At 55.5% G+C, this 20733-nt stretch carries 19 protein-coding genes and 1 riboswitch; of the genes, 1 reads left to right on the top strand and 18 read right to left on the bottom strand.

What is annotated here, in order from left to right:
- Positions 1–5: 5 nt before the first annotated feature.
- From PUR_RS09780 to citZ, 9 genes are all read right to left on the bottom strand, one after another.
- Entirely contained in the window at positions 6–776 is a 771-nt protein-coding gene (locus tag PUR_RS09780; RefSeq protein ID WP_179035079.1) for a thiazole synthase, read from the bottom strand.
- Between the two features lie 35 nt (positions 777–811).
- Positions 812–1840, bottom strand: coding sequence for a ThiF family adenylyltransferase (locus tag PUR_RS09775; protein WP_179035078.1), 1029 nt, complete (start codon positions 1838–1840; stop codon positions 812–814).
- Positions 1841–1848: 8 nt separating this feature from the next.
- Entirely contained in the window at positions 1849–2052 is a 204-nt protein-coding gene (gene thiS, locus PUR_RS09770) for a sulfur carrier protein ThiS (RefSeq protein ID WP_179035077.1), read from the bottom strand.
- 5 nt (positions 2053–2057) lie between these two features.
- On the bottom strand, positions 2058–2741 hold the full coding sequence (locus PUR_RS09765; protein WP_179035076.1) for a thiamine phosphate synthase: 684 nt from the start codon (positions 2739–2741) through the stop codon (positions 2058–2060).
- A 104-nt stretch (positions 2742–2845) separates the two neighbouring features.
- A riboswitch (TPP riboswitch) is annotated at positions 2846–2948 on the bottom strand.
- A gap of 144 nt (positions 2949–3092) precedes the next feature.
- On the bottom strand, positions 3093–3965 hold the full coding sequence (locus PUR_RS09760; protein WP_179035075.1) for an SDR family oxidoreductase: 873 nt from the start codon (positions 3963–3965) through the stop codon (positions 3093–3095).
- A 354-nt stretch (positions 3966–4319) separates the two neighbouring features.
- On the bottom strand, positions 4320–4748 hold the full coding sequence (locus PUR_RS09755; protein WP_179035074.1) for a hypothetical protein: 429 nt from the start codon (positions 4746–4748) through the stop codon (positions 4320–4322).
- Positions 4749–4884: 136 nt separating this feature from the next.
- The gene (gene mdh, locus PUR_RS09750) at positions 4885–5826 is read right to left on the bottom strand and encodes a malate dehydrogenase (RefSeq protein ID WP_124694628.1); all 942 of its coding nucleotides are present in this window, start codon (positions 5824–5826) and stop codon (positions 4885–4887) included.
- A gap of 14 nt (positions 5827–5840) precedes the next feature.
- Positions 5841–7136: an NADP-dependent isocitrate dehydrogenase gene (icd, locus tag PUR_RS09745; RefSeq protein ID WP_179035073.1), complete on the bottom strand. Its 1296-nt coding sequence runs from the start codon at positions 7134–7136 to the stop codon at positions 5841–5843.
- 153 nt (positions 7137–7289) lie between these two features.
- A complete protein-coding gene (gene citZ / locus PUR_RS09740) occupies positions 7290–8402 on the bottom strand; it encodes a citrate synthase (RefSeq protein ID WP_179035072.1) in 1113 nt (370 codons plus the stop codon).
- 461 nt (positions 8403–8863) lie between these two features.
- Between citZ and ytvI the strand changes: the two genes are divergently transcribed.
- Complete coding sequence (ytvI, locus tag PUR_RS09735) at positions 8864–9979, top strand: sporulation integral membrane protein YtvI (protein ID WP_179035071.1); 1116 nt, start codon at positions 8864–8866, stop codon at positions 9977–9979.
- Between the two features lie 94 nt (positions 9980–10073).
- Here the strand turns inward: ytvI and PUR_RS09730 are convergent, their stop codons facing one another.
- From PUR_RS09730 to PUR_RS09690, 9 genes are all read right to left on the bottom strand, one after another.
- Positions 10074–10472 carry an FxsA family protein gene (locus PUR_RS09730; protein ID WP_179035070.1) on the bottom strand — a complete coding sequence of 133 codons (399 nt, stop codon included), beginning with the start codon at positions 10470–10472 and terminating at the stop codon, positions 10074–10076.
- Positions 10469–11002: an acyl-CoA thioesterase gene (locus tag PUR_RS09725; RefSeq protein ID WP_179035069.1), complete on the bottom strand. Its 534-nt coding sequence runs from the start codon at positions 11000–11002 to the stop codon at positions 10469–10471. Before PUR_RS09725 ends, PUR_RS09730 begins: the two co-directional genes overlap by 4 nt.
- Before the next feature lie 38 nt (positions 11003–11040).
- The gene (locus PUR_RS09720) at positions 11041–12228 is read right to left on the bottom strand and encodes an MFS transporter (protein WP_179035068.1); all 1188 of its coding nucleotides are present in this window, start codon (positions 12226–12228) and stop codon (positions 11041–11043) included.
- A gap of 200 nt (positions 12229–12428) precedes the next feature.
- Positions 12429–13850 carry a pyruvate kinase gene (pyk, locus tag PUR_RS09715; protein WP_179035067.1) on the bottom strand — a complete coding sequence of 474 codons (1422 nt, stop codon included), beginning with the start codon at positions 13848–13850 and terminating at the stop codon, positions 12429–12431.
- Positions 13851–14126: 276 nt separating this feature from the next.
- Entirely contained in the window at positions 14127–15131 is a 1005-nt protein-coding gene (locus tag PUR_RS09710) for an acetyl-CoA carboxylase carboxyltransferase subunit alpha (protein WP_179035066.1), read from the bottom strand.
- A 1-nt stretch (position 15132) separates the two neighbouring features.
- Positions 15133–16026 carry an acetyl-CoA carboxylase, carboxyltransferase subunit beta gene (accD, locus tag PUR_RS09705; RefSeq protein ID WP_179035065.1) on the bottom strand — a complete coding sequence of 298 codons (894 nt, stop codon included), beginning with the start codon at positions 16024–16026 and terminating at the stop codon, positions 15133–15135.
- Between the two features lie 75 nt (positions 16027–16101).
- Entirely contained in the window at positions 16102–16290 is a 189-nt protein-coding gene (locus PUR_RS09700) for a hypothetical protein (RefSeq protein ID WP_025693333.1), read from the bottom strand.
- A 147-nt stretch (positions 16291–16437) separates the two neighbouring features.
- Positions 16438–16926, bottom strand: a complete 489-nt coding sequence (locus PUR_RS09695) for a phosphatidylglycerophosphatase A family protein (protein WP_179035064.1) — start codon at positions 16924–16926, stop codon at positions 16438–16440.
- Between the two features lie 68 nt (positions 16927–16994).
- On the bottom strand, positions 16995–20648 hold the full coding sequence (locus PUR_RS09690; protein ID WP_179035063.1) for a DNA polymerase III subunit alpha: 3654 nt from the start codon (positions 20646–20648) through the stop codon (positions 16995–16997).
- Between the last annotated feature and the right edge of the window lie 85 nt (positions 20649–20733).

Below are 20733 nucleotides of genomic sequence, written 5' to 3'. Positions count from 1 at the left end.
CCTTTCTATACGCTCAAAAAACCGGTCAAAGGCGAAGAGGCCTCCGCCTCCTGCCGAACCGCTCCCAGCCCGGCCAGATAGGCCTGCCGTCCGGCGGCAACCGCCCCGCGGAAGGCTTCTGCCATGCCCAGCGGATCGCGGGCGGTGGCAATCGCCGTATTCAGCAGCACGGCTGCCGCGCCCATCTCCATCGCTTCTGCCGCCTCCGACGGCCGCCCGATCCCGGCATCCACAATAATCGGCAAGCCGGTCTCTTCAATCAGGATGCCGATCAGTTCTTTCGTCCGGAGGCCCCGGTTGCTTCCGATGGGCGCTCCCAGCGGCATCACCGCCGCCGCCCCTGCGTCTCTCAGACGGAGCGCAGCAGACAGGTCCGGGCTCATGTAGGGAAGGACGACAAAGCCTTCGGCAGCCAGAATTTCCGTGGCGCGGATCGTCTCCAGGTTGTCCGGAAGCAAATACCGCTGATCGTTAATGACTTCAATCTTGACCCAGTTCCCCATTCCCGCCGCTCTGGCCAGCCGGGCGATGCGCACGGCTTCTTCCGCGGTCCGCGCGCCGGAAGTATTGGGCAGCAGAGTCATGTGCGGCGGAATATGATTCAGAACATTCTCCTCCCGCGACGAGGGATCGACTCTCCGAAGAGCTACCGTGATTACTTCGGAGCCGGAAGCTTCGACCACCTCCGGAATAAGCGTATTGCGGCTGTATTTGCCGGTTCCGATGAACAGCCGGCTGGACAGGGCCTTGCCCCCGATATGTAAAGCATCCTTCATAATCTTTAATCCTCCCTATTCATAATATTGAGCGGTCAGCCAAAATAACGGTGATAGAGCGAACGGGCTTCGGCGGGATCTCCCGTTCCGTGAATGAGCACCCGTCCATCGGGAAAGACCGCCAGGCGGTGCTTCTCCAGCGTCAAAGACAGCATATAGGGATTACGCTCCGCCCGGCCGTGAGCGGAAAGCCGCCGCTCCCACTCCTCCAAGTCCAGTCTTGCCGGACTTGCCGGGCGAATCTGCACCGTATCCCGCCCGCAGAGCACTGTCGTTCTGGAATGGCTCCCCGGCGATAAATACGGATAGGTGCGGTTGGAGCCGCAGGATGGACAATCCGCGCGCTTCAGCCTGGACGTATCCATCGACGAGTGGCGGTTGGTCCACAGATCGAAGGAGACCAGCGTTCCGCGCAGCGCGCTCACGTTCCCCGACAGCCATTTCAGCGCCTCGGCTGTCTGATAGGCGGCTGTCATTTGTACGGCGGGACCGATAATGCCCGTCGTATCGCAGGTATCCCCTCCAGTTGGAAGCCCATCCAGCAGACAGTGAAGGCAGGCGCTCTGTCCGGGCACAATCGTCATTGAAATCCCGTAGCTACCGGTACAGGCTCCATAGATCCAGGGAATGCCATTCCTCACGGCAATATCGTTCACAATCATCCTTACCTCGAAATTGTCCGCCGCATCCAGAATAAGGTCTACGTCCCGGGTATAGAGGCCGATTTCATCGGCTGTAATATCCGCAACGATCCCTTCCACCTCTACAGAAGAGTTGACGCTGCGAAGCCTGCGCGCAGCCGCTACCGCCTTGGGCATCCTCTCGGCCGCATCCTGCTCACTGTAGAGATTTTGACGCTGCAGGTTGCTCCATTCCACATAATCCCGGTCGATAAGGGTCACCCTGCCGACGCCCGACCGCACCATCGTCTCCGCGCATGCGGAGCCAAGCGCGCCTGCGCCTATGATCAGCACCTTCGCTTCCGCAAGCTTCTTCTGGCCTTCGGATCCGATTCCATAAAATCGCTCCTGCCTGCTGTATCTGTCCTGCCCGGCGGAATTCATCTTTCGCCTCAGCCTCCTCCCACAAAATGCACAAGCTCGACACGGTCCCCTTCGGCAAGCGTGACATGCCCGTAATCTTCCTTGCCCACGATCACGCCGTTCAGTTCAACGATCATCCGCCGTTCCTTCCATTCGGGGCGGCTCAGCAGATCCGCAAGCGTACCGCAAGCTTCATCAAGCCTGGTCTCGTTTCCGTTGATATACAGATTCATTGCCTTCACCTCCTTTCAAGCCGGGCCGCTCGGACCGCGGAGCGGTAAGCCATTGCCGCAGCCACCGGATCGGCTGCGCCGCAGATGCCCGACAACACGGCAATACCTGCAGCGCCGCTGCGGATGACCTGCCCCGCGTTTCCCGGCTCAATGCCGCCGATCGCGATGACCGGAACCGGGCAAGCCCGGACGGTATCAGCGAGTCCGCTTAGGCCCCGGCCGGGCAGACCCGGTTTGCTGGCCGAGGCGTACACATGCCCATAGAGGCAGTAGTCCGCCCCTTCATCCGCGGCTGCGGCCGCTTCCGCCGCGGAATGGACGGAGCGGCCAATGCGCAGCTCCGGGGCGATTGGCCGGGCGATGGCGGGAGGAAGGCTGTGCCCCGCAAGCTGGACGCCGCCGGCGCCGGAAGCCAGCGCGACATCCAGACGGTCGTTCACGACTATTTTGCCAAGCGGTACACCACGGCGGGACATCTCCTTCACTGTTTCGAACAGCTCATTCGCGGTACACGATTTCTCGCGCAAATGGATATAATTCACCAATGAATGGACAGCCTCGGCGATGGTCACAAAGTTGTCTAACAGCGTCCCGCCGCCGGAAATGAGATGTATCTCGGGATCGGTTTCCCTGACGTCCACAGCTGTGGACCACCGTGAAACGGAATCTTTTGTTGGGTGAATTGCCATGCTCTCCTCCTGTGTTTCTTTGATCACACCAAAAAAGCCGCCCTCTCGAAGGAAGGCGGCCGGAAACTGCAGATAGGATCGAACCTTGATGAGGTCCGGATGCAGATATTCACTCTCCACTTCCCTACGCTGGTACAAACCAGATCAGGTTCAAAGGGTCCGAACAATCACGTTCGTCTCAGCCTTGCGGCACCCCTAGTGTCAATCTCTATGCGGTTATGAATCTTCTACAGCATAGCATATTCTTCCTTCTCATCATACCCCTTGCGTGAAAAAAAGCCCCCGGTCGCACTAGCGAACCGGAGGCTTTGTACTATACCGCTGACGCGGTTGATTTCAAGGCGTAAACGGTTAACCGTTCACGATTTCGCCGCCATTGACATGCATAACCTGGCCGGTCACATACGTCGAATCGTCGGAAGCCAGATAGACATAAGCCGGAGCCAGCTCTTCCGGTTGGCCCGGTCGCTTCATCGGCTGGGTGGCTCCGAACTCACTGACCTTTTTCTCGTCAAAGGTGGACGGAATGAGTGGCGTCCAGATCGGACCCGGCGCGACCGCGTTGACGCGAATGCCTTGTTCGGCCAGATTCATGGCCAGCGAACGGGTGAAGGCGAGAATAGCCCCTTTGGTGGACGAATAGTCCAGCAGCTGAGGGTTTCCTCTGTACGCCGTAATCGAAGTCGTATTGACGATGGTAGAGCCTTTTTTCAAATGAGGCATTGCCGCTTTCGTCAAATAAAACATAGAGAAAATATTCGTGCGGAACGTCCGCTCAAGCTGCTCGGAAGTGATATTCTCGATCTTCTCCTGCGGATGCTGCTCCGCCGCATTGTTGATCAGGATGTCCAGCTTGCCCAGACCCTCCACCGATTTGTTGATGAGGTCCTGGCAGAAGACTTCAACACCAATATCGCCGGAGACGAGAACGCATTTGCGTCCTTCCTGCTCGACCTGGCGCTTCGTTTCCTCCGCGTCGGTGTGCTCGTTCAGATAGGAAATGACCACATCGGCCCCTTCCTTGGCAAAAGCCACCGCAACCGCGCGGCCGATACCGCTGTCTCCGCCTGTAATCAAGGCCGCTTTGCCAAGCAGCTTGCCTGCCGCTTTGTATGTCGCCGGTTCATATTTAGGCCGCGGTGTCATTTCCGATTCCAATCCGGGTTGACGATCCTGATGCTGCGGTGGCAATGTCTTCTGGGTTTGTTGACTGCTATCGCTCATCTTTCATTCTCCTCTCGAAAGTTTGTAAAAGCTCAGACTTTCCTTAGGATGTCTTAGGGATGTGCAATTATTCGTTCCCTCTTACGATATTTAAATTAACCAATTGCCGGAAGCTCAAACAGGAGCAAGGATAGCAAAGAGCGGTCAGCTTTTTGCTCAGATGTTCTGCGGAGAACCCCGATGCTGAATGCCGCAAGCAAGAAGAAACGCCTGACGGCGTCTTTATAAGACGCAAGTACGTTTCTCGTAGAAATATATGTCAAAATGTTAAGCCCCCGGCTTATACATGCTTATATTTACAAAAAACCCGCCTCCGGCGGAGGCGGTTGAAGATGGGACAGCCGTGTGTACGGCTTAAATAATCTCATTAAATACCATAAAGAATAGTGTAGCCAGCAAGCATACTGCCAGCAGCGCGCTCAGTGTGCGGATTTTGCCGATTTCACTGGAGACGTCGCGGCTCTGCTTCATGCCTGCTGCCGCCAAACGCAGCGGCTTGCTCATAATGCCGCCCAAGGCAAACATCGCGAGCAGCAGCAGCGCAACGATAATCATCCACGGCACCGAATATTCGTCTTTAGTCATCATGTAACCGCCGGTGAGCAGTTGGATCACAAGTCCATACTGGGCGAAACGGTTAAATCCGCTGATTGCGCTCAGCGTTCCCTCCTTGGCTGCGGGAGAAAGCTTCTCCATCCGACCGAGAATGAAAGGCAGCACCAGATAGAACCCCAATGCCAGCATGCCGATCATATGTAAAAACATCAAAACATGCCAATCCATAGCGCATTCCTCCCGATAAATCTATGATATAAGTTACATTCGTAAATATTATAACCAATTGCCGCCGCTTCTCAAAAGAAAATCCCCATTTTATCGAAAATAAAATGGGGATACCGTTCATACTTTTGTCAATTAATCACACATTCACTACCGCCGTTACATTTCTTACAGACTCCGCCGATTTATCCAGAGCCGCTTTTTCCTCGCTTGTCAGGTCCAGTTCAAACACTTTCTCAATTCCCCCGGCGCCGAGCAGCGTCGGAACACCCATGAACACATTGCTGTAGCCGTATTCGCCTTCCAAATAGGCAATGACGGGCAGAATCCGTTTCTTGTCCTTCAGAATAGCTTCGGTCATCTGAACCAGAGAAGCCGCCGGCGCATAATAAGCGCTGCCGTTTCCAAGGAGTTCAACAATCTCTCCGCCGCCGTGGCGGGTACGCTCCACAATCGCTTTGATTCGGTCCGCCGGAATCAACGTTTCAATCGGAATCCCGCCGACGCTGGAATAACGTACGAGCGGAACCATGTCGTCGCCGTGTCCTCCGAGTACGACGCCGCGCACATCTTCAAACGAGACATTGAGTTCCTGGGCGATGAAGGTGCAGTACCTTGCCGTATCCAGCACGCCGGATTGGCCGATTACGCGGTTCTTCGGAAAGCCAAGCGCATGGTAGGCCACATAAGTCATGGCGTCAACCGGATTGCTGAGGATGATGACGATGGACTCCGGAGCAACGCGTTTGATATTTTCGCATACCGATTTGATGATGCCGGCATTGGTATTGACTAGATCGTCACGGCTCATGCCCGGCTTGCGGGCCACACCGGCCGTAATAATGACGATATCCGAATCTGCGGCGTCATCATAATTCGCTGTGCCGAGAATCTGACTGTCAAATCTGATGACCGGACCCGCTTCCAGCATATCAAGCGCCTTGCCTTTGGTCGGATTTTCAAGCTGGGGAATATCAAGCAGAACCACATTACCCAATTCATTCTGAGCAAGCATTAGCGCCGTGTTGGCGCCGGTCATGCCGGCGCCCACGACTGTAATCTTGTAACGTTTGATGGCCAATGTGATTGTCCTCCCTACATGTGTTTGATCACTTCATCAGCGAACTCAGAACACTTCAGTTCGGTTGCTCCTTCCATCAGACGAGCGAAATCGTAAGTAACGGTTTTGTTGTTGATTGCGGTACTCATGCCCTTATAGATCAGATCGGCGGCTTCTTGCCAGCCCAAATGCTCGAGCATCATTACCCCGGACAGAACGACGGAACCCGGATTCACAACATCCTTGTCCGCGTATTTCGGCGCCGTACCATGCGTCGCTTCAAAAATGGCATGTCCGGTCACGTAGTTGATGTTCGCTCCCGGAGCGATGCCGATGCCGCCGATTTGCGCAGCCAGGGCGTCGGACAGATAGTCGCCGTTCAGGTTCAGCGTGGCAATAACGTCAAAGTCTGTCGGACGCGTCAGCACCTGCTGCAGCGCGATGTCAGCAATGGCGTCCTTTATAATGATCTTGCCTTCCTGCTCAGCCTTCTTCTGGGCCGCGTTTGCCGCATCGGCGCCTTCGGCCTCCTTGATGGCGTCGTACTGGCTCCAGGTGAACACTTTATCGCCGAATTCCTGCTCAGCGACTTCATATCCCCAGTTCTTGAACGCGCCCTCGGTGAATTTCATGATGTTGCCTTTATGCACAAGCGTAACGCTCTTGCGGCCATGCTTTACTGCGTATTCCACAGCAGCGCGAACAAGACGCTTCGAGCCTTCGGACGATACCGGCTTGATGCCGATGCCCGACGTTTCCGGGAAGCGGATTTTGCTTACTCCCATCTCTTTTTGCAGGAACTCAATCACTTTCTTGACCTGCTCCGAGCCCTCTTGATATTCAATGCCGGCGTAAATATCTTCCGTGTTCTCCCGGAAAATGACCATATCGACCAGCTCCGGCCGCTTTACCGGGGAAGGCACGCCGTCAAAATACCGCACCGGACGCAAACATACGTACAGATCCAGCTCCTGACGCAGCGCTACGTTAAGTGAACGGATGCCTCCGCCGATCGGAGTCGTGAGCGGTCCTTTGATCGCCACGATGTATTCGCGGATCGCTTCGAGCGTATCGTTCGGAAGCCACTCCCCATATGTATTGAATGCTTTCTCTCCGGCAAACACCTCGTACCAGGCAATGCGCTTGGAACCGCCGTAAGCCTTGTCTACCGCCGCGTCCAACACCCGTTTGGAGGCTTTCCAAATGTCGCGTCCTGTTCCGTCACCTTCGATAAAAGGGATAATCGGATGATCCGGGACCTGCAGCTTTCCGTTGTCAATTGTAATTTGTTCGCCCTCTGTCGGCAGATCATACTTTTCGAGTTTCAGCATTAGTGTGTAATTCCTCCTTAAAAGTTGGTGTGCGGCATACGCTTCCGCCAGTCTGCTGCTGCGAACCGGCTTTAAGAAGCGTACGCCTTTCAGTGGTTAATCTTTTGCTGACGACGCCCTTCTTCCCGCATACAGGCGCGCCAAAAAGACTGCTTATCTTTCGGTAACCGGAACGTATTTTTGCTCCACAAGACCCGTGTATTCCGCGCGCGGACGGATAATGCGGTTGTCTTCATACTGCTCAAGAATGTGAGCGGTCCATCCCGATACCCGGCTGATGGCGAAGATCGGCGTAAACAGCTCGCGGTCTATGCCTAATTGAGTATACACGGAGGCGGAGTAAAAATCGACATTCGGCTTGAGTCCTTTCTGTCCGGTGATCAGTTCTTCGATCTTCACGGACATGTCGTACAGCTTCGTATCGCCCTTCATCGCGCCAAGCTCGCGCGACATTTTCATCAGATGCTTCGCGCGCGGATCGCCGTTCTTGTACACGCGGTGCCCGAAGCCCATAATCTTCTCCCTGCGCGCCAGCTTGCCGCGGATATAAGGCTCAACATTCTCGAAGCTGCCGATTTCCTCCAGCATTCTCATCACGGCTTCATTCGCCCCGCCATGCAGCGGGCCTTTAAGCGCGCCAATCGCCGAGGTGACGCCGGAGTAAATGTCGGACAGGGTTGCAACCGTTACCCTTCCGGCAAAGGTCGAAGCGTTAAGCTCATGGTCGGCATGCAGCACGAGCCCCGTGTCCAGCGCCTTGACCGAAACCATATCGGGTTGCTCGCCCCGGAGCATGTATAAAAAGTTCTCGGCGATGGAGAAGCCCGGCTTTGGAGCGATCGGCTCAAGCCCTTGGCGGATGCGCGCCAGTGCCGCCACAATCGTCGGAATCTGCGCCTGCAGCTTCACCGCTTTGATCTCGTTGGCGCTGCGGCTCATATCGTCGGCAGCCTCGTCGTACAGCGCCAGACCCGATACGGCGGATCTCAGGGCCGCCATTGTATTGGCATCCTTCGGATACAGCTTCATCTGCGCGATCAGCGGCTCCGGAATCGCGGCGAAATCGCTCAGATCGCGCTTGAGCTTCTCCAGTTCAGCCGTGGTCGGCAAATTGCCGAACCAGAGCAAAAAGGCAGTCTCTTCGAAGCTGGCATGTTCCGCAAGATCGTCGATATCATAGCCGCGATAGGTGAGCACGCCGTCCACAATCGAACTGATCGAGGAAGTGGTCGCAACGATGCCTTCCAGTCCTTTGATAACTGTCATATATAATCTCTCCTTTTGCCAACAGGGTTTTTAGAAGTGGGTTCCGTGAAAACATTTACAATTTGAAGTATTCAAAAAATGAATAATTATGCATCCCACCGATTACTGTATCCGGTGAAGATTTTAGGAACGCAAAGGTGAACCTCTATTTATCATACCGGAAATTGTCGGTTACGTGAACTAAGTGAAAGCTTTACAGCGCATCAAATGATTTTATCGGAGATATAGAAAAATACTTCTTTGCCGGGCGTTTCATCATTACGTTTTCCGTTTAGGGGGATGAAAAATGGGATGTTTTCTCTGTTAGAGGAATATACATTAGTGCAGGATTAGACGAGCAATGCAGGATTAGACGAGCATTGCAACATCAGACGAGCTCTCCGCCGAGACGCCCCTTTTGCATAATGCCTAAATAAAAAAAGTATATTCTGCTGGAAACTTGTGTAGAAAGGAGAATCGGCATGGACCGGCTGATGTTAAAAAGAGTGCTGCGGGGCCTGTGGGTCGTTCTGGCTGTCTTTCTTGTTCTGTTCTGTCTCTATGTACTGGTTCCGCTGCTTTACCCATTGTGCCTCGCTTGGCTGCTCGCTTACAGCATACGTCCGGTCGTAGAGCTTCTGAAGGGATTTCGGCTGCCGTCATGGCTTGCGGTAATTCTCTCGCTTGTGCTTTATATCGGCTCCGCCGGCCTTGTGCTTACCGCTCTCGTTACCCGGCTGGTCAAAGAACTTGCCGTTCTTGCCCAAGCCTTCAACCTTCACTCAGCCCAGTGGCATGAATTGCTCTTGTCCTGGAGCCGCAATGACAGGCTTCAATATATAATTAACCAAATCAATCAATTTTACAACAGCAATCCGGATTATCATTCCACAATCGACAGCCATATCAGCAAAACGACAGAAACGATCGGGCTGGCCGTAACCCAACTCGTTACCGGCGTCTTCAACCTGATTCTGAAAATGATCGCTTCTCTGCCTTCGCTCGGTACGGTGCTGATTGTCGTCGTTCTTGCCGCCTTTTTTCTTGCTACCGGATGGGAGAAGCGGGGGCGTATGCTGTCGGATTGGCTGCCGGGCGGAATCCGCAGTGCCGCGGCGGAGATCTGGAGCGATTTGCGGAGGGCGCTCTTCGGTTATCTGCTTGCGCAGCTTGTCCTGATCTCGATTACGGGGGCTATCGTCATCCTCGGCCTGCTTGTTCTGGGGGTCAAGTCGGCGTTCGTTCTAGGTTTGATGATCGGCCTTGTCGATCTGCTGCCCTATCTCGGCGTCGGCATTGTGATGATTCCCTGGGCGCTGTATTCCTACATGACGGGTGATATGTCCCTCGGCATCGGCCTGTCCGTGCTGTATGCGGTCATTCTCATAACCCGCCAGGTGCTGGAGCCAAAGGTGCTGGCCAGCAGCATCGGCCTCGACCCTCTCGCCATGCTGATCGGCATGTTCGCCGGCCTGAAGCTGCTCGGCGCGGCCGGCCTCATTCTCGGCCCGGTCGCTCTCGTCGTGTTCAGCGCCTTTTGGCGGGCGGGCGTCTTCCGCAGCCTGCAGTCTTATATCCTCAGCGGCAGGCTGCATTAAGATAACGGGCGGAGACAACGGTAAAAAGAGCGACGGCCGCGTGATAATCACACGGCTGTCGCTCTTTTTAGCCAGAGGCTTGATAACCGGACAATTACCTCTTGTAATAGGTAAACGTGCCGTTCTTCATCTTTTTCTCGATCCACTTCAGCAGAACTCCCCGGTACAGCGGCCGGGTTAAGGGAAAAACAAGGGTGAAGCCGATAATGTCCGTGATAAAGCCCGGAATAATCAGCATCAGTCCTCCAAAAAAAATGCATAATCCGTCCAGCATCGTCCGGCCGGGAATCCGGCCTTCCTGCATCTGCCGCCTGCTGTCCTGCAGCACCTTTCCGCCCTCGAACCGCATCATCAAAAAGCCAATAAGCGAAGTCGAGATCAGCAGCAGCAGCGTCTTGGACACTCCGAACCAGGACGACACCAGAATAAAGCCGAACAGTTCTATGGCAGGAATAATAAATAACGCGGCCCACAGCCCATTTCTTTTAATCATATCGTCCCCCTATCTTCCTTCAGAGCGTTCAATATTCCGCCGTAAATTTCAGGCAGCGCCCTGTCCAGCCGCACGGGTTTAAACTCCCGGTTTACCCAGGCATGTCCGGTGAAGCCGGATACCAGCAATTCACCGTCTGCAGAGGATTTGAAGCCTTGGGGGAAGGAGTCCGATTCTGGTCCGTTTAAGCCGCTTCCGGCTGCCCCCGGCCCTGCCACACGGCGCACCTCGTATTCAAAAACCAACCGAAGCGGAGTAAACGACGTCATGCGGGTATAGACGGCAACGGTATCGTCGTACTTCGCGGATCGTTTGAACTTCAGCTCCGCCGAAAGAACGGGAAGCAGCAGCCCGCTGTTCTCCAGGTCAAGATAAGTGAAGCCGAGTCCGCGCAGCATTTCGGTCCGTCCGATTTCAAACCAGATCAAATAATTGGAATGGTATACCACGCCCATCTGGTCGCTCTCCTGATAGCGGACCCGAAACGATGCGGCATGCCAGTGTCCTGACAGAAAATCTTGAGTTTCCATGCGTGATCCCCCCTTAAATAAGCATGGCCTATGCAGTCTTATATTTCCGTTTGAGCACTTAAGCCTTCAGCCGCCGCAGACAGCTGCCTGCGGGAGCTTCTGGCCACATAAATCAGCAGCACCGCTCCGGCGGCGGAACTGAGCATACAGGAGACGTTCATGAGCTGTACGCCCCCCTGGCTTAGCAGAATACCGTTAAGCAAATTTCCGACAATGCCGGAAAGGCCGGAAAACACCATGTTAAACACACTTTGTCCGGTTGCCTGCATATCCGACGAAGTCGTCTGAGAGACGTATTCCACCGCCGCGACCAAAAAGAACCCGAAGGACAACCCGTGCAGCGCCTGAACGCTGATCATGGCCGCAGGATACGGAAAGATGACCTGGATCGCCCAGCGAAACACATAAATCAGAGCGGCCAGCAGCAGCGTCCTCTCTCTCCCGATTTTGCCAATAACCCGCGAAGCCACCAGCATGGAGGGCACATTGGTGATGGAAGCGAGCATCAGCGCGATTCCGGCATACTGTGTCGAGCCTCCCACCGACTGGAACGCCAGCACAAAGTAAGTGCCAAACGCCGTCATCGTCTGGTTTACGAGAAAGCTACCTCCCAAAAAAGCGAGGAAAATGCGGTTCCCAAGCAGTTGTCTCATCCCTTGAGCGAAAGACTGGGCCATGATAGCATTCCCTTCCGCTTCCTTCGGCAGTGTAACCGCGACGAGTACAGCAAGCAGGTTGAATAATAGGAAGGGCACCCAAATAGTCGAAACGGAAAAGGAAGACACATACACCCCGCCGATGTAGCCTCCGGCAGCCGCGCCAAAGCTGAGCATCAGCCGGATGCTGCCATAGGTGGAGCCCGCTCTTTTCGCCGCGGCGATCGCGTAGGAATCGGCTATGGGAGCCTGAGTGGAGGAAAAAACGGTGGATACCATATAGACCGCAAACAGGACGATAAAATACTCCGACCGGTAAAAAACGGCGAGCCCCGCCGGAACGGCGACGCTCAGGATAAGCACCAGACGGGTCTGGTGATACCGGTCGGAAACAATGCCCCATACCGGCTGAAAAAGGATGGCGACAAGCGTTCCTGTTGCCATCAGCGCCCCCACCTGCCCGCTGTTCAAACCGTTGTCAACGAGCAGCAAAGTGAGATAAGGCGTAAACAAGCCCCCGCCAAGGCCCAAAAACAAATAAAAGACACGCAGCTTCAGCAATTTTTCCATGTTGTTCTTATGTCCTCTCCATCCATTAACGATATGCCAATTCCCTGCCGCCTCCGCCGCATATTATATATCTTACAAAAAAAAAGAGGCCGATCACAAATCCAGCACCTGTATTATTTCCACGCAAAAAGCAATGGCGAAAATGCCATTGCTTTTATTTCAAACCTTATAGCGTGATCTTAAAAAACCGTTATCGCAAATTAGTCTGCGATTTGTTCCACTTTTACCAGGTTCGTAGAACCGGAATGTCCAAGCGGAATACCAGCCGTAATTACAACGAGATCGCCGGCTTTTACAAGACCAGAATCTTTGCCGCTCTTAACAGCCGTTTCCAGAAGCTCATCCGTGGAAGAAGCCGGGGAGCCGTGTACCGGAGTTATGCCCCATACAAGCGCCAGTTGACGCATCGTTCTTTCTTGGGTCGTTACTGCGATAATTGGAGACTTCGGACGATACTTCGAAACCACGCGTGCGGTATGACCGCTGACCGTGGAGGAAATGATCGCTTTGGCATTCAGATCCAGCGCCGAAATGGACACGGATTGGCTGATTGCTTCCGTTACTGTCGTTTCTTGGGCAATTTGCTGTTTCAGGAAGATCTCACGGTAATTCAGTGCGGATTCCGCTTTTTCTGCAATGCGGGACATCGTCAGTACCGATTCAACCGGATATTTCCCTGCAGCCGTTTCGCCGGACAGCATGATCGCGTCGGTTCCGTCAAAAATCGCGTTGGCCACGTCACTCGCTTCGGCGCGGGTAGGACGCGGGTTGCGCTGCATGGAATCCAGCATTTGAGTAGCTGTGATAACCGGCTTGCCTGCAATGTTGCATTTTTGAATCATCAGTTTTTGCGCCAACGGCACATCTTCAGCCGGAATTTCCACGCCAAGGTCGCCGCGGGCAACCATCAGGCCGTCGGATACCGCCAGAATTTCATCAAGGTTGTCGACACCTTGCTGGTTTTCAATTTTGGAGATGATTTGGATATGGCTTGCACCATGTTTCTCGAGCAAATCGCGAATTTCCAGAACGTCGCTGGCTTTGCGGACGAAGGAAGCGGCGATAAAATCGATGTCCTGTTCGATCCCGAAAATGATGTCGTTGGTGTCCTTTTCGGTAATGCCCGGCAGGGAAATGGCAACTCCAGGGACGTTAACGCCCTTCTTGCTCTTGATCGTGCCGCCGTTGACAATGCGAGTCTTGATTTCTGTGCCTTGAATGTCGACAACTGTAAGTCCGATGAGGCCGTCGTCAATCAGAATGGTGGAGCCTACTTGAACGTCTTTCGGAAGGTCAGAGTAAGTGACGGAAATGCGATTTTTGTCGCCAAGAATCTCTTCCGTAGTCAGGGTCAGGTACTCGTCCTGCACCAGTTCAATCGGTTCTACTTCCAGCTTGCCGGTACGAATCTCAGGTCCTTTCGTATCGAGCAGGATGGCAACGGTCTTGTTCAGTTCCTTCGATGCCACACGGATGTTCTTAATCCGTGCTCCATGCTCTTCAAAGTCACCGTGGGAGAAGTTCAGGCGTGCCACATTCATTCCGGCCAGAATCAATTTCTTGAGGTTCTCCAACGATTCACTTGCAGGACCAATCGTACATACAATTTTACTTTTCCGCATTAGTTTTCCTCCGTTTTTTCGTTTCTCTGTCTACTCTTTTTCCAACTACAAAATCTACTACAAAGTTGTCCATTTGGATAGGAACTATGTCATATGCAGTATGAACTGCGCCCTTATGAATATTACTTCAACTGGATTACAAAATCAATGTTTTCACGGCTTTTTTCATATAAATCAGCATAACCGGAGTTCCATAAAAATAACCCCGAAGCCGGTTCGGGGTTACGGATTGCCAGTTATTTAGAGTCTTATCATGTCAAAACGGGACATTTCCGCCTACTCCGGACTGAGCGCGGGTTCTTCGGAAAAAACTTCTTCCGCTGCCTGCGATTCCGCGAACTCCCCGATCTTCCGGAACTTTCGGTAACGGTCTTCCTTAAGCTCATCGGCGTCCAGACCGGCCAGATCATGCAGATGCCGGACGATGGCGTCCTTGATGGCCGAAGCCGCGCTCTCGTAATCCCGGTGCGCGCCGCCTTTGGGCTCGGGGATTACTTCCTCGATAACTTCCATGGCCAGCAAATCGTCCGCAGTGATCTTCATCGCTTCCGCCGCCTGATCGGCCTTCGAGGCGTCCTTCCACAGGATCGAAGCGGCGCCGTTCGGTGAAATGACGGAGTAAATGGCGTGCTCCAGCATCAGCACGCGGTTCCCCACGGCCATTGCCAGCGCCCCGCCGCTTCCGCCTTCACCGATGACGACGCAGACGACGGGCACGCCAAGTCCGGACATTTCACGGAGATTGCGGGCAATCGCCTCCGATTGGCCCCTTTCCTCCGCGGTGTTGCCCGGATAGGCGCCCTTCGTATCGATAAACGTAATGATCGGACGGCGGAACTTGTCCGCCTGCTGCATAAGCCGAAGCGCCTTGCGGAAGCCTTCGGGATGCGGACTGCCAAAAAATCTGGCGATGTTGTCTTTGGTATCTTTGCCCCGCTGATGGCCGATCACGGTGACCGGTATTCCCTCCAGCTTGCCGATGCCGCCGACGACCGCAAGATCGTCGCCGAACAGCCGGTCGCCGTGCAGTTCGATAAAATCGGTGAAGATGAGCCCGATCAGGTCGAGCGAGGTCGGCCGGCCATGGTGGCGCGCCAGATGCATTTTCTGCGATGGGGAAATATTGGAATAGATTTCCTCCTCCAGCAGCCGGTAACGCTCCTCAAGCCGGGCGATTTCGTCGCTGAAGTCAATATCCTTTTCCACCCCGAATTGCTTCAGTTCCGCAATTTTTTTGCGCATTTCAACGAGAGGTTTTTCAAAAGGCAAGTCCCCCGCCATTCTAAAATCCCCCTTTCACGTTATGCAGCTCCAGAATTTTGCTTAGTGTGGAGCGCATTTCCTTGCGGTGCACCACCAGGTCGAGCTGGCCGTGCTGCAAATTGAACTCCGCCGTCTGGAAATCATCCGGCAGCTTCTGCCGGATCGTCTGCTCGATGACGATGCGTCCGGCAAAGCCGAATACGGCTCCGGGCTCGGCGATATTAATATCGCCCAGCGTCGCGAAGCTTGCGGACACACCGCCCGTCGTCGGGTCCGTTATCAGGGATATGTACAATCCGCCGGACTCGCCGAAACGGGCCAGCGCCGCGCTGGTCTTCGCCATTTGCATCAAACTCAGGATGCTTTCCTGCATCCGGGCTCCGCCGGAAGTCGAAAAAATGATCAGCGGCAGCTTTCTTTCGGTTGCCTCCTCGATGGCGCGGGTGATTTTCTCCCCCACCACCGAGCCCATGCTGCCCGTGAAAAATTCAAAATTCATGACCGCCGCAATCATCGGATGGCCGCCGATGCTCCCCTGCCCCGTAATGACGGCGTCAAGCTGCCCCGACTTCAATTGTTGCTGCTCCAGCTTCGTGCTGTAGCCCGGAAATCCGAGCGGGTCCACCGACTTCATTCCGGCGTCGAACTCGATAAAGCTTCCCGGGTCCAGTGTGACGGCGATCCTCTCCGGAGCGTTCAGACGCAGATGATGGCCGCATTCCGAACAGACCTTGAGATTCTTCTCCAGTTCCTTGCTGTACTGGATCGAACCGCATTTCGGACACTTGCTCATGAGACCTTCGGGAATCTCCCGTTTGGGCCGCTCCCCTTCCGCCGGTTCCTTGGTCTGCTCCAGACGCTGGGAAGGAACTGTCGCGTATTTCCTTTTTTTCTGAAACAAATCTTTAAACAAGATCCGCACCTCTTCAGCCGTTTATTTGCATTATGCAGCATTCTCGCTGTCATGTTTGCTTTCAATGATGTCGTTCTAGGGATGCAGAATCAGGTTAAGCACTTCCTGCACTTCATCCAGTTCGCCGGAAGGAACCAGAATCTCAAACTGCTGCTTGGACATATTGACGGGACGGCATTTTACCAGAAATCCCTCTTCCGTCAACTTGCTCTTAATCATATCCGCCACTTTGGCGGTAGGCGCAATATAAATGACCGTCCACATGTCCTGACGAGGCCTCCCCATCTCGATTCCTAAGCCGTATCCCGTATTATGGGACCATGATAACACAGTTTTCTTTTTCCCTGCAACAAAAGAGGGAGGGAGGCAACGCGGGAGAGACCGCGCCGGATTCATGGTTCCAGGCCGGATTTACGCTAGGGGATACACCCTCGCTCCATCGTGGCGGTGCGCAATTCTGGCCGAAGCCGCGGCGGCTATGCCGGCGACCAGGTCGTCGAGAAAGACGTTAATTGCGTCCTTCCTGTCGTTCAGTTCACCGATGACGCCCAGCTTGATTTTGTCCAGATAGCCGAAGCCGGTCAGACCGATCATTCCATAAACGCCGGTAATCCCCAAAGCCAAAGTCTCGTCCGCCCCATAAAGCGATTCATCAGCCTCCATGATGGCCTGAAACGGCTGCGGCAGCAGCTTCTTCTCCGCCAGCTCATCCAGGGCGATGCCCGTCATCAGCGTGTATTGCACCTCTCTTTTGCCTAAAACGGCCTTGACGCTCGCGATGCACTCCTCCCCGCTTAAATCCGGATAATAAGCCGATTGCAGCGTGTATACAATCTCGGCGATCGAATCGACGGAAACGCCTCTGCGTTCCAATAAATTCACCGCCAGTTGATAGGACATAAATCTTCCCCTTTCCGCAAGTGAAGCCAGTGGTTCCCTAATGTATGCGAAAAGGCGGCGAAACGTTCTTATTTTATTCTTATTGTTCCAGGACCCAGCAGCGTTTCGACAAGCCCGAACAGTTCCGGTGACGGTTTGACCCGAAAACTGTCGCTGAGCGCGATGAGCTTCTGCTCCCGCTCGTAGAACAGCAGCGTCGGGACGGCCCCGGGATGGCTCTGCAGCAGCTCCTTCAGCTGCGGCAGCAGGCCGCCGTCCTCCGAGGCGGCCGTGATTTTGATGTAGGCGCGCTGGCCGGCGGAGCCATTCGCCGGCTGTGCAGCCGTTGCCTGCCGCGGAGCCCGCGCGGCAGCCTGCAGGCCGCCCGGCGGCCCGGTGGGGCCGCTGCCGCCGGCGGCAGGTCTTGCGGCCGCAGCAGGCGCAGCGGCCGCTCTCGGCGCGCCGGAGCCTGCCGGCGCGGTCCGGCGCTGCGGGCGCGCAGCCGCGGCCGCGCGGCGCTGCAGCAGGCCGCGCAGCGTGTCCGGCGACAGCTGCGCGACCTCGTCGGCCAGCAGCTTGAAGCCTTCGTCCTGCTGCTGCACCTTGGCACGCAGGGCAAGCAGCGCGCCCTTGGCGACAAGCGCGCGGCTTCGCTTCCACACCTCGGGGAACAGCACAACCTCGCAGCGCTCAATCTGGTCCTCCCATTCGACAAAGGCCATCGCTTTGCCGGATTTTGTCATAATTTCCTTGACGGATACGACCATCCCTGCCGTAACCGCCGCGCTTTCATCGGGCGCCTCGCCAAGATCCATCAGGCGCTGCACGCCGGATTCTTCCAGCAGCTCCGCGTAGTCGTCCAGCGGATGGCCCGATAAATACAGGCCGAGCAGCTCGCGCTCCAGCTCCAGCTGCTGGCCCGCCGTAAATTTCGGAATATCGGGATACCGGATATCCCAGTTCGGCATTTCGACGAGGTCGTCAAAGAGCTGGATTTGCAGCTCCTCGCGTTCCTTGCGCCATTTGGCCGCCGCGTCCGTCGTCTCGTCCAGCATGGCCAGCAGCTGCGCCCGGTGTCCCGGCAGGCTGTCAAAGGCCCCTGCCTGGATCAGCGATTCCACGACGCGCTTGTTGCAGACCCGCAGATCGACGCGGCGGCAGAAATCGAGCAGGCTGTCGAAGGGCCGCTCCTTACGAGCTTCCAGTATGCTCTCGACGGCCAGCGTGCCGACGTTCTTGATCGCCGCCAGCCCGAAACGGATATGTCCGCCCGCGCCGCTTAATCCGTCCACCGGAGTGAACAGAACGCCGCTCTCGTTCACATCCGGAGGCAGCACGCCGATCTCCATGCGCCGGCATTCCAGCACATACTCCGCCACCTTGCGGTGGACGCCCATCACTGCCGTCAGCATGGAGGCCATGAACGGCACAGGGAAATGCGCCTTGAGGTATGCCGTCTGGAAGGCCAGCACGCCGTAAGCCGCGGCATGGGCGCGCGGGAAGCCGTAATCGGCAAAGCGCACGATCATGTCGTAGACCGCGTTGGCGTCGGCTTCCACATAGCCCTGCTTCAGGCTACCTTTTACGAAATGGCCGCGCTCCCGGTCCAGCGTCTCGCGCTTCTTCTTGGATACGGCTCTGCGCAGCAGATCCGCTTCGCCAAGCGAGAAGCCTGCCATCGCCGATGCGATCTGCATGATCTGTTCCTGATAGACGATGATGCCATAGGTATCGGACAGAATCGGAATGAGATCGGAATGGGGGTATTCCACTTCGGCAAGCCCGTGCTTGCCCTGAATATATTTCGGTATGAATTCCATCGGACCCGGGCGGTACAGCGCCAGGACCGAGATAATATCCTCAAATACGGTAGGCTTCAGTTCCTTGAGCACTCGGCGCATTCCTGCGGACTCCAGCTGGAATACGCCCGTCGTCTCGCCGTGGCCCAGCATCGCGTACGTCGATTCGTCGCTGTCGGGTATCTTCCGGAAATCCGGCTGGCTCCCGGTCATTTGTCCGATCCAGTTCATGCACCGCTCGATGATCGACAGCGTCCGCAGACCCAGAAAGTCCATCTTCAGCAGTCCGACGCTCTCCAAATGCTCCATCGAATACTGGGTTAAAGCGGTGCCTTCATTTCCCTCCTGCAGCGGTACCGCGTCCGTGAGCGGCCCCCGGGAAATGACGACCCCGGCGGCATGCGTCGAGGCATGCCTCGGCATGCCCTCCACCTTCATCGCCATGTCGAGCAAATCCCGGGTCTTCGGGCTGTCCTGGTACAGCGCTTTAAGATCCGGGCTGCTCTCCAGCGCCCGCGAGATGCTGATGCCGAGCGTCCCCGGGATCAGCTTCGCTGCCTTGTCCACTTCGCCGTAGGGAAGGTTCAGCGCCCTTCCCACATCGCGGACCGCCGCCCGTGCCGCCAGGGTGCCGAACGTAATGATCTGCGCGACATGCTCTTCGCCGTACTTGCCGGCGACATACGATATGACCTCGTCCCGCCGCTCGTCGCTGAAATCGATGTCGATATCGGGCATCGTAATCCGCTCCGGGTTCAGGAAGCGTTCAAACAGCAGATTGTACTTCAGCGGATCGACATCGGTAATGCGCAGGCAGTAGGCGGTGAGGCTTCCGGCGGACGAGCCCCTCCCCGGTCCTGTCGCGATGCCCTGCTTGTGGCAGAAAGCGATAAAATCCCAGACGATCAGAAAATAATCGGAAAAGCCCATCGTCTCGATGACGCCCAGCTCATAGGACAGCCGCTCTTCGGCAAGCTTCCGGCCCTCCTCCGATTCCCAGCGGGGAGTGTCTTTATAGCGCTCCTCCAGGCCGGCTTCGCACAGCCGGCGCAAATAGGCAGCAGAATCCAGTCCTTCAGGCAGCGGAGAGTAGGCGGGTAAGATGTGCTTGCCAAATTCCAGTTCCAGATTGCATTGCTCGGCGATGTCGGCCGTGTTGATGATCGCCTGGGGAACATGCGGAAACAGCGCGGCCATTTCCTCGCCGCTTTTTAAATAAAGCTGGTCCGTTCCAATTTTGAGCCGCTCCTCGTCATCGACCGTTTTGCCCGTGCCGATGCAGATCAGCACATCCTGAACCTCGGAATCTTCTCGGGACAGATAATGCACATCGTTGGTGGCAACCAGGGGGATGCCGGTCTCTTCGGCCAGAGCGATCAGCTTTGGATTCACTCTTTTTTGCTCGGACATTCCGTGATCCTGAAGCTCCAGGTAGAAGTCGCCGCCAAAAATCTCCTTGTACCGCAGCGCCGCCTTCTTCGCCTCCCCGTCCCGTCCGTGGAGCAAATGCTGGGGCACCTCTCCCCCGAGGCAGGCGCTTAAACAAATAAGGCCCTCCGCGTGCGCGGCAAGGGCTTCCAAGTCGATTCTCGGCTTATAGTGATGACCTTCCAGATGGCCAATGGAGACGAGCCTCATCAGATTGCGGTAGCCTTCTTCGTTCTTGGCGAGCAGGATAAGGTGGTAGATCGGTTGGTCCTTGCGACTGCCCCGCTCGCGGCGCGACCCCGCCGTCAGGTACGTCTCGCAGCCGATGATCGGCTTGATGCCCCTTTCCTTGCACGCTTTATAAAAAGGGATCGCCCCGTACATCACTCCGTGATCGGTCAGCGCCAGCGACTTCATGCCGTGTTCGCCGGCCCGGCGCACCAGATCGGCAATGCGCGCCGCCCCGTCCAATAAACTGTATTCGCTGTGCACATGCAGATGCACGAAAGGGCTCATGATCCCACTTCCTTCCGGTTTTTCGGTATACCGCTTATTTTATCATATTGCAGGGGGATTGGCCCATAGAATGAAGGGAGAGCAC

Source organism: Paenibacillus sp. URB8-2, from assembly GCF_013393385.1.
GTDB lineage: Bacteria > Bacillota > Bacilli > Paenibacillales > Paenibacillaceae > Paenibacillus_AQ.
The sequence above is the reverse complement of the archived record's forward strand: the minus strand, read 5'-3'. Positions and strand labels throughout refer to the sequence as shown.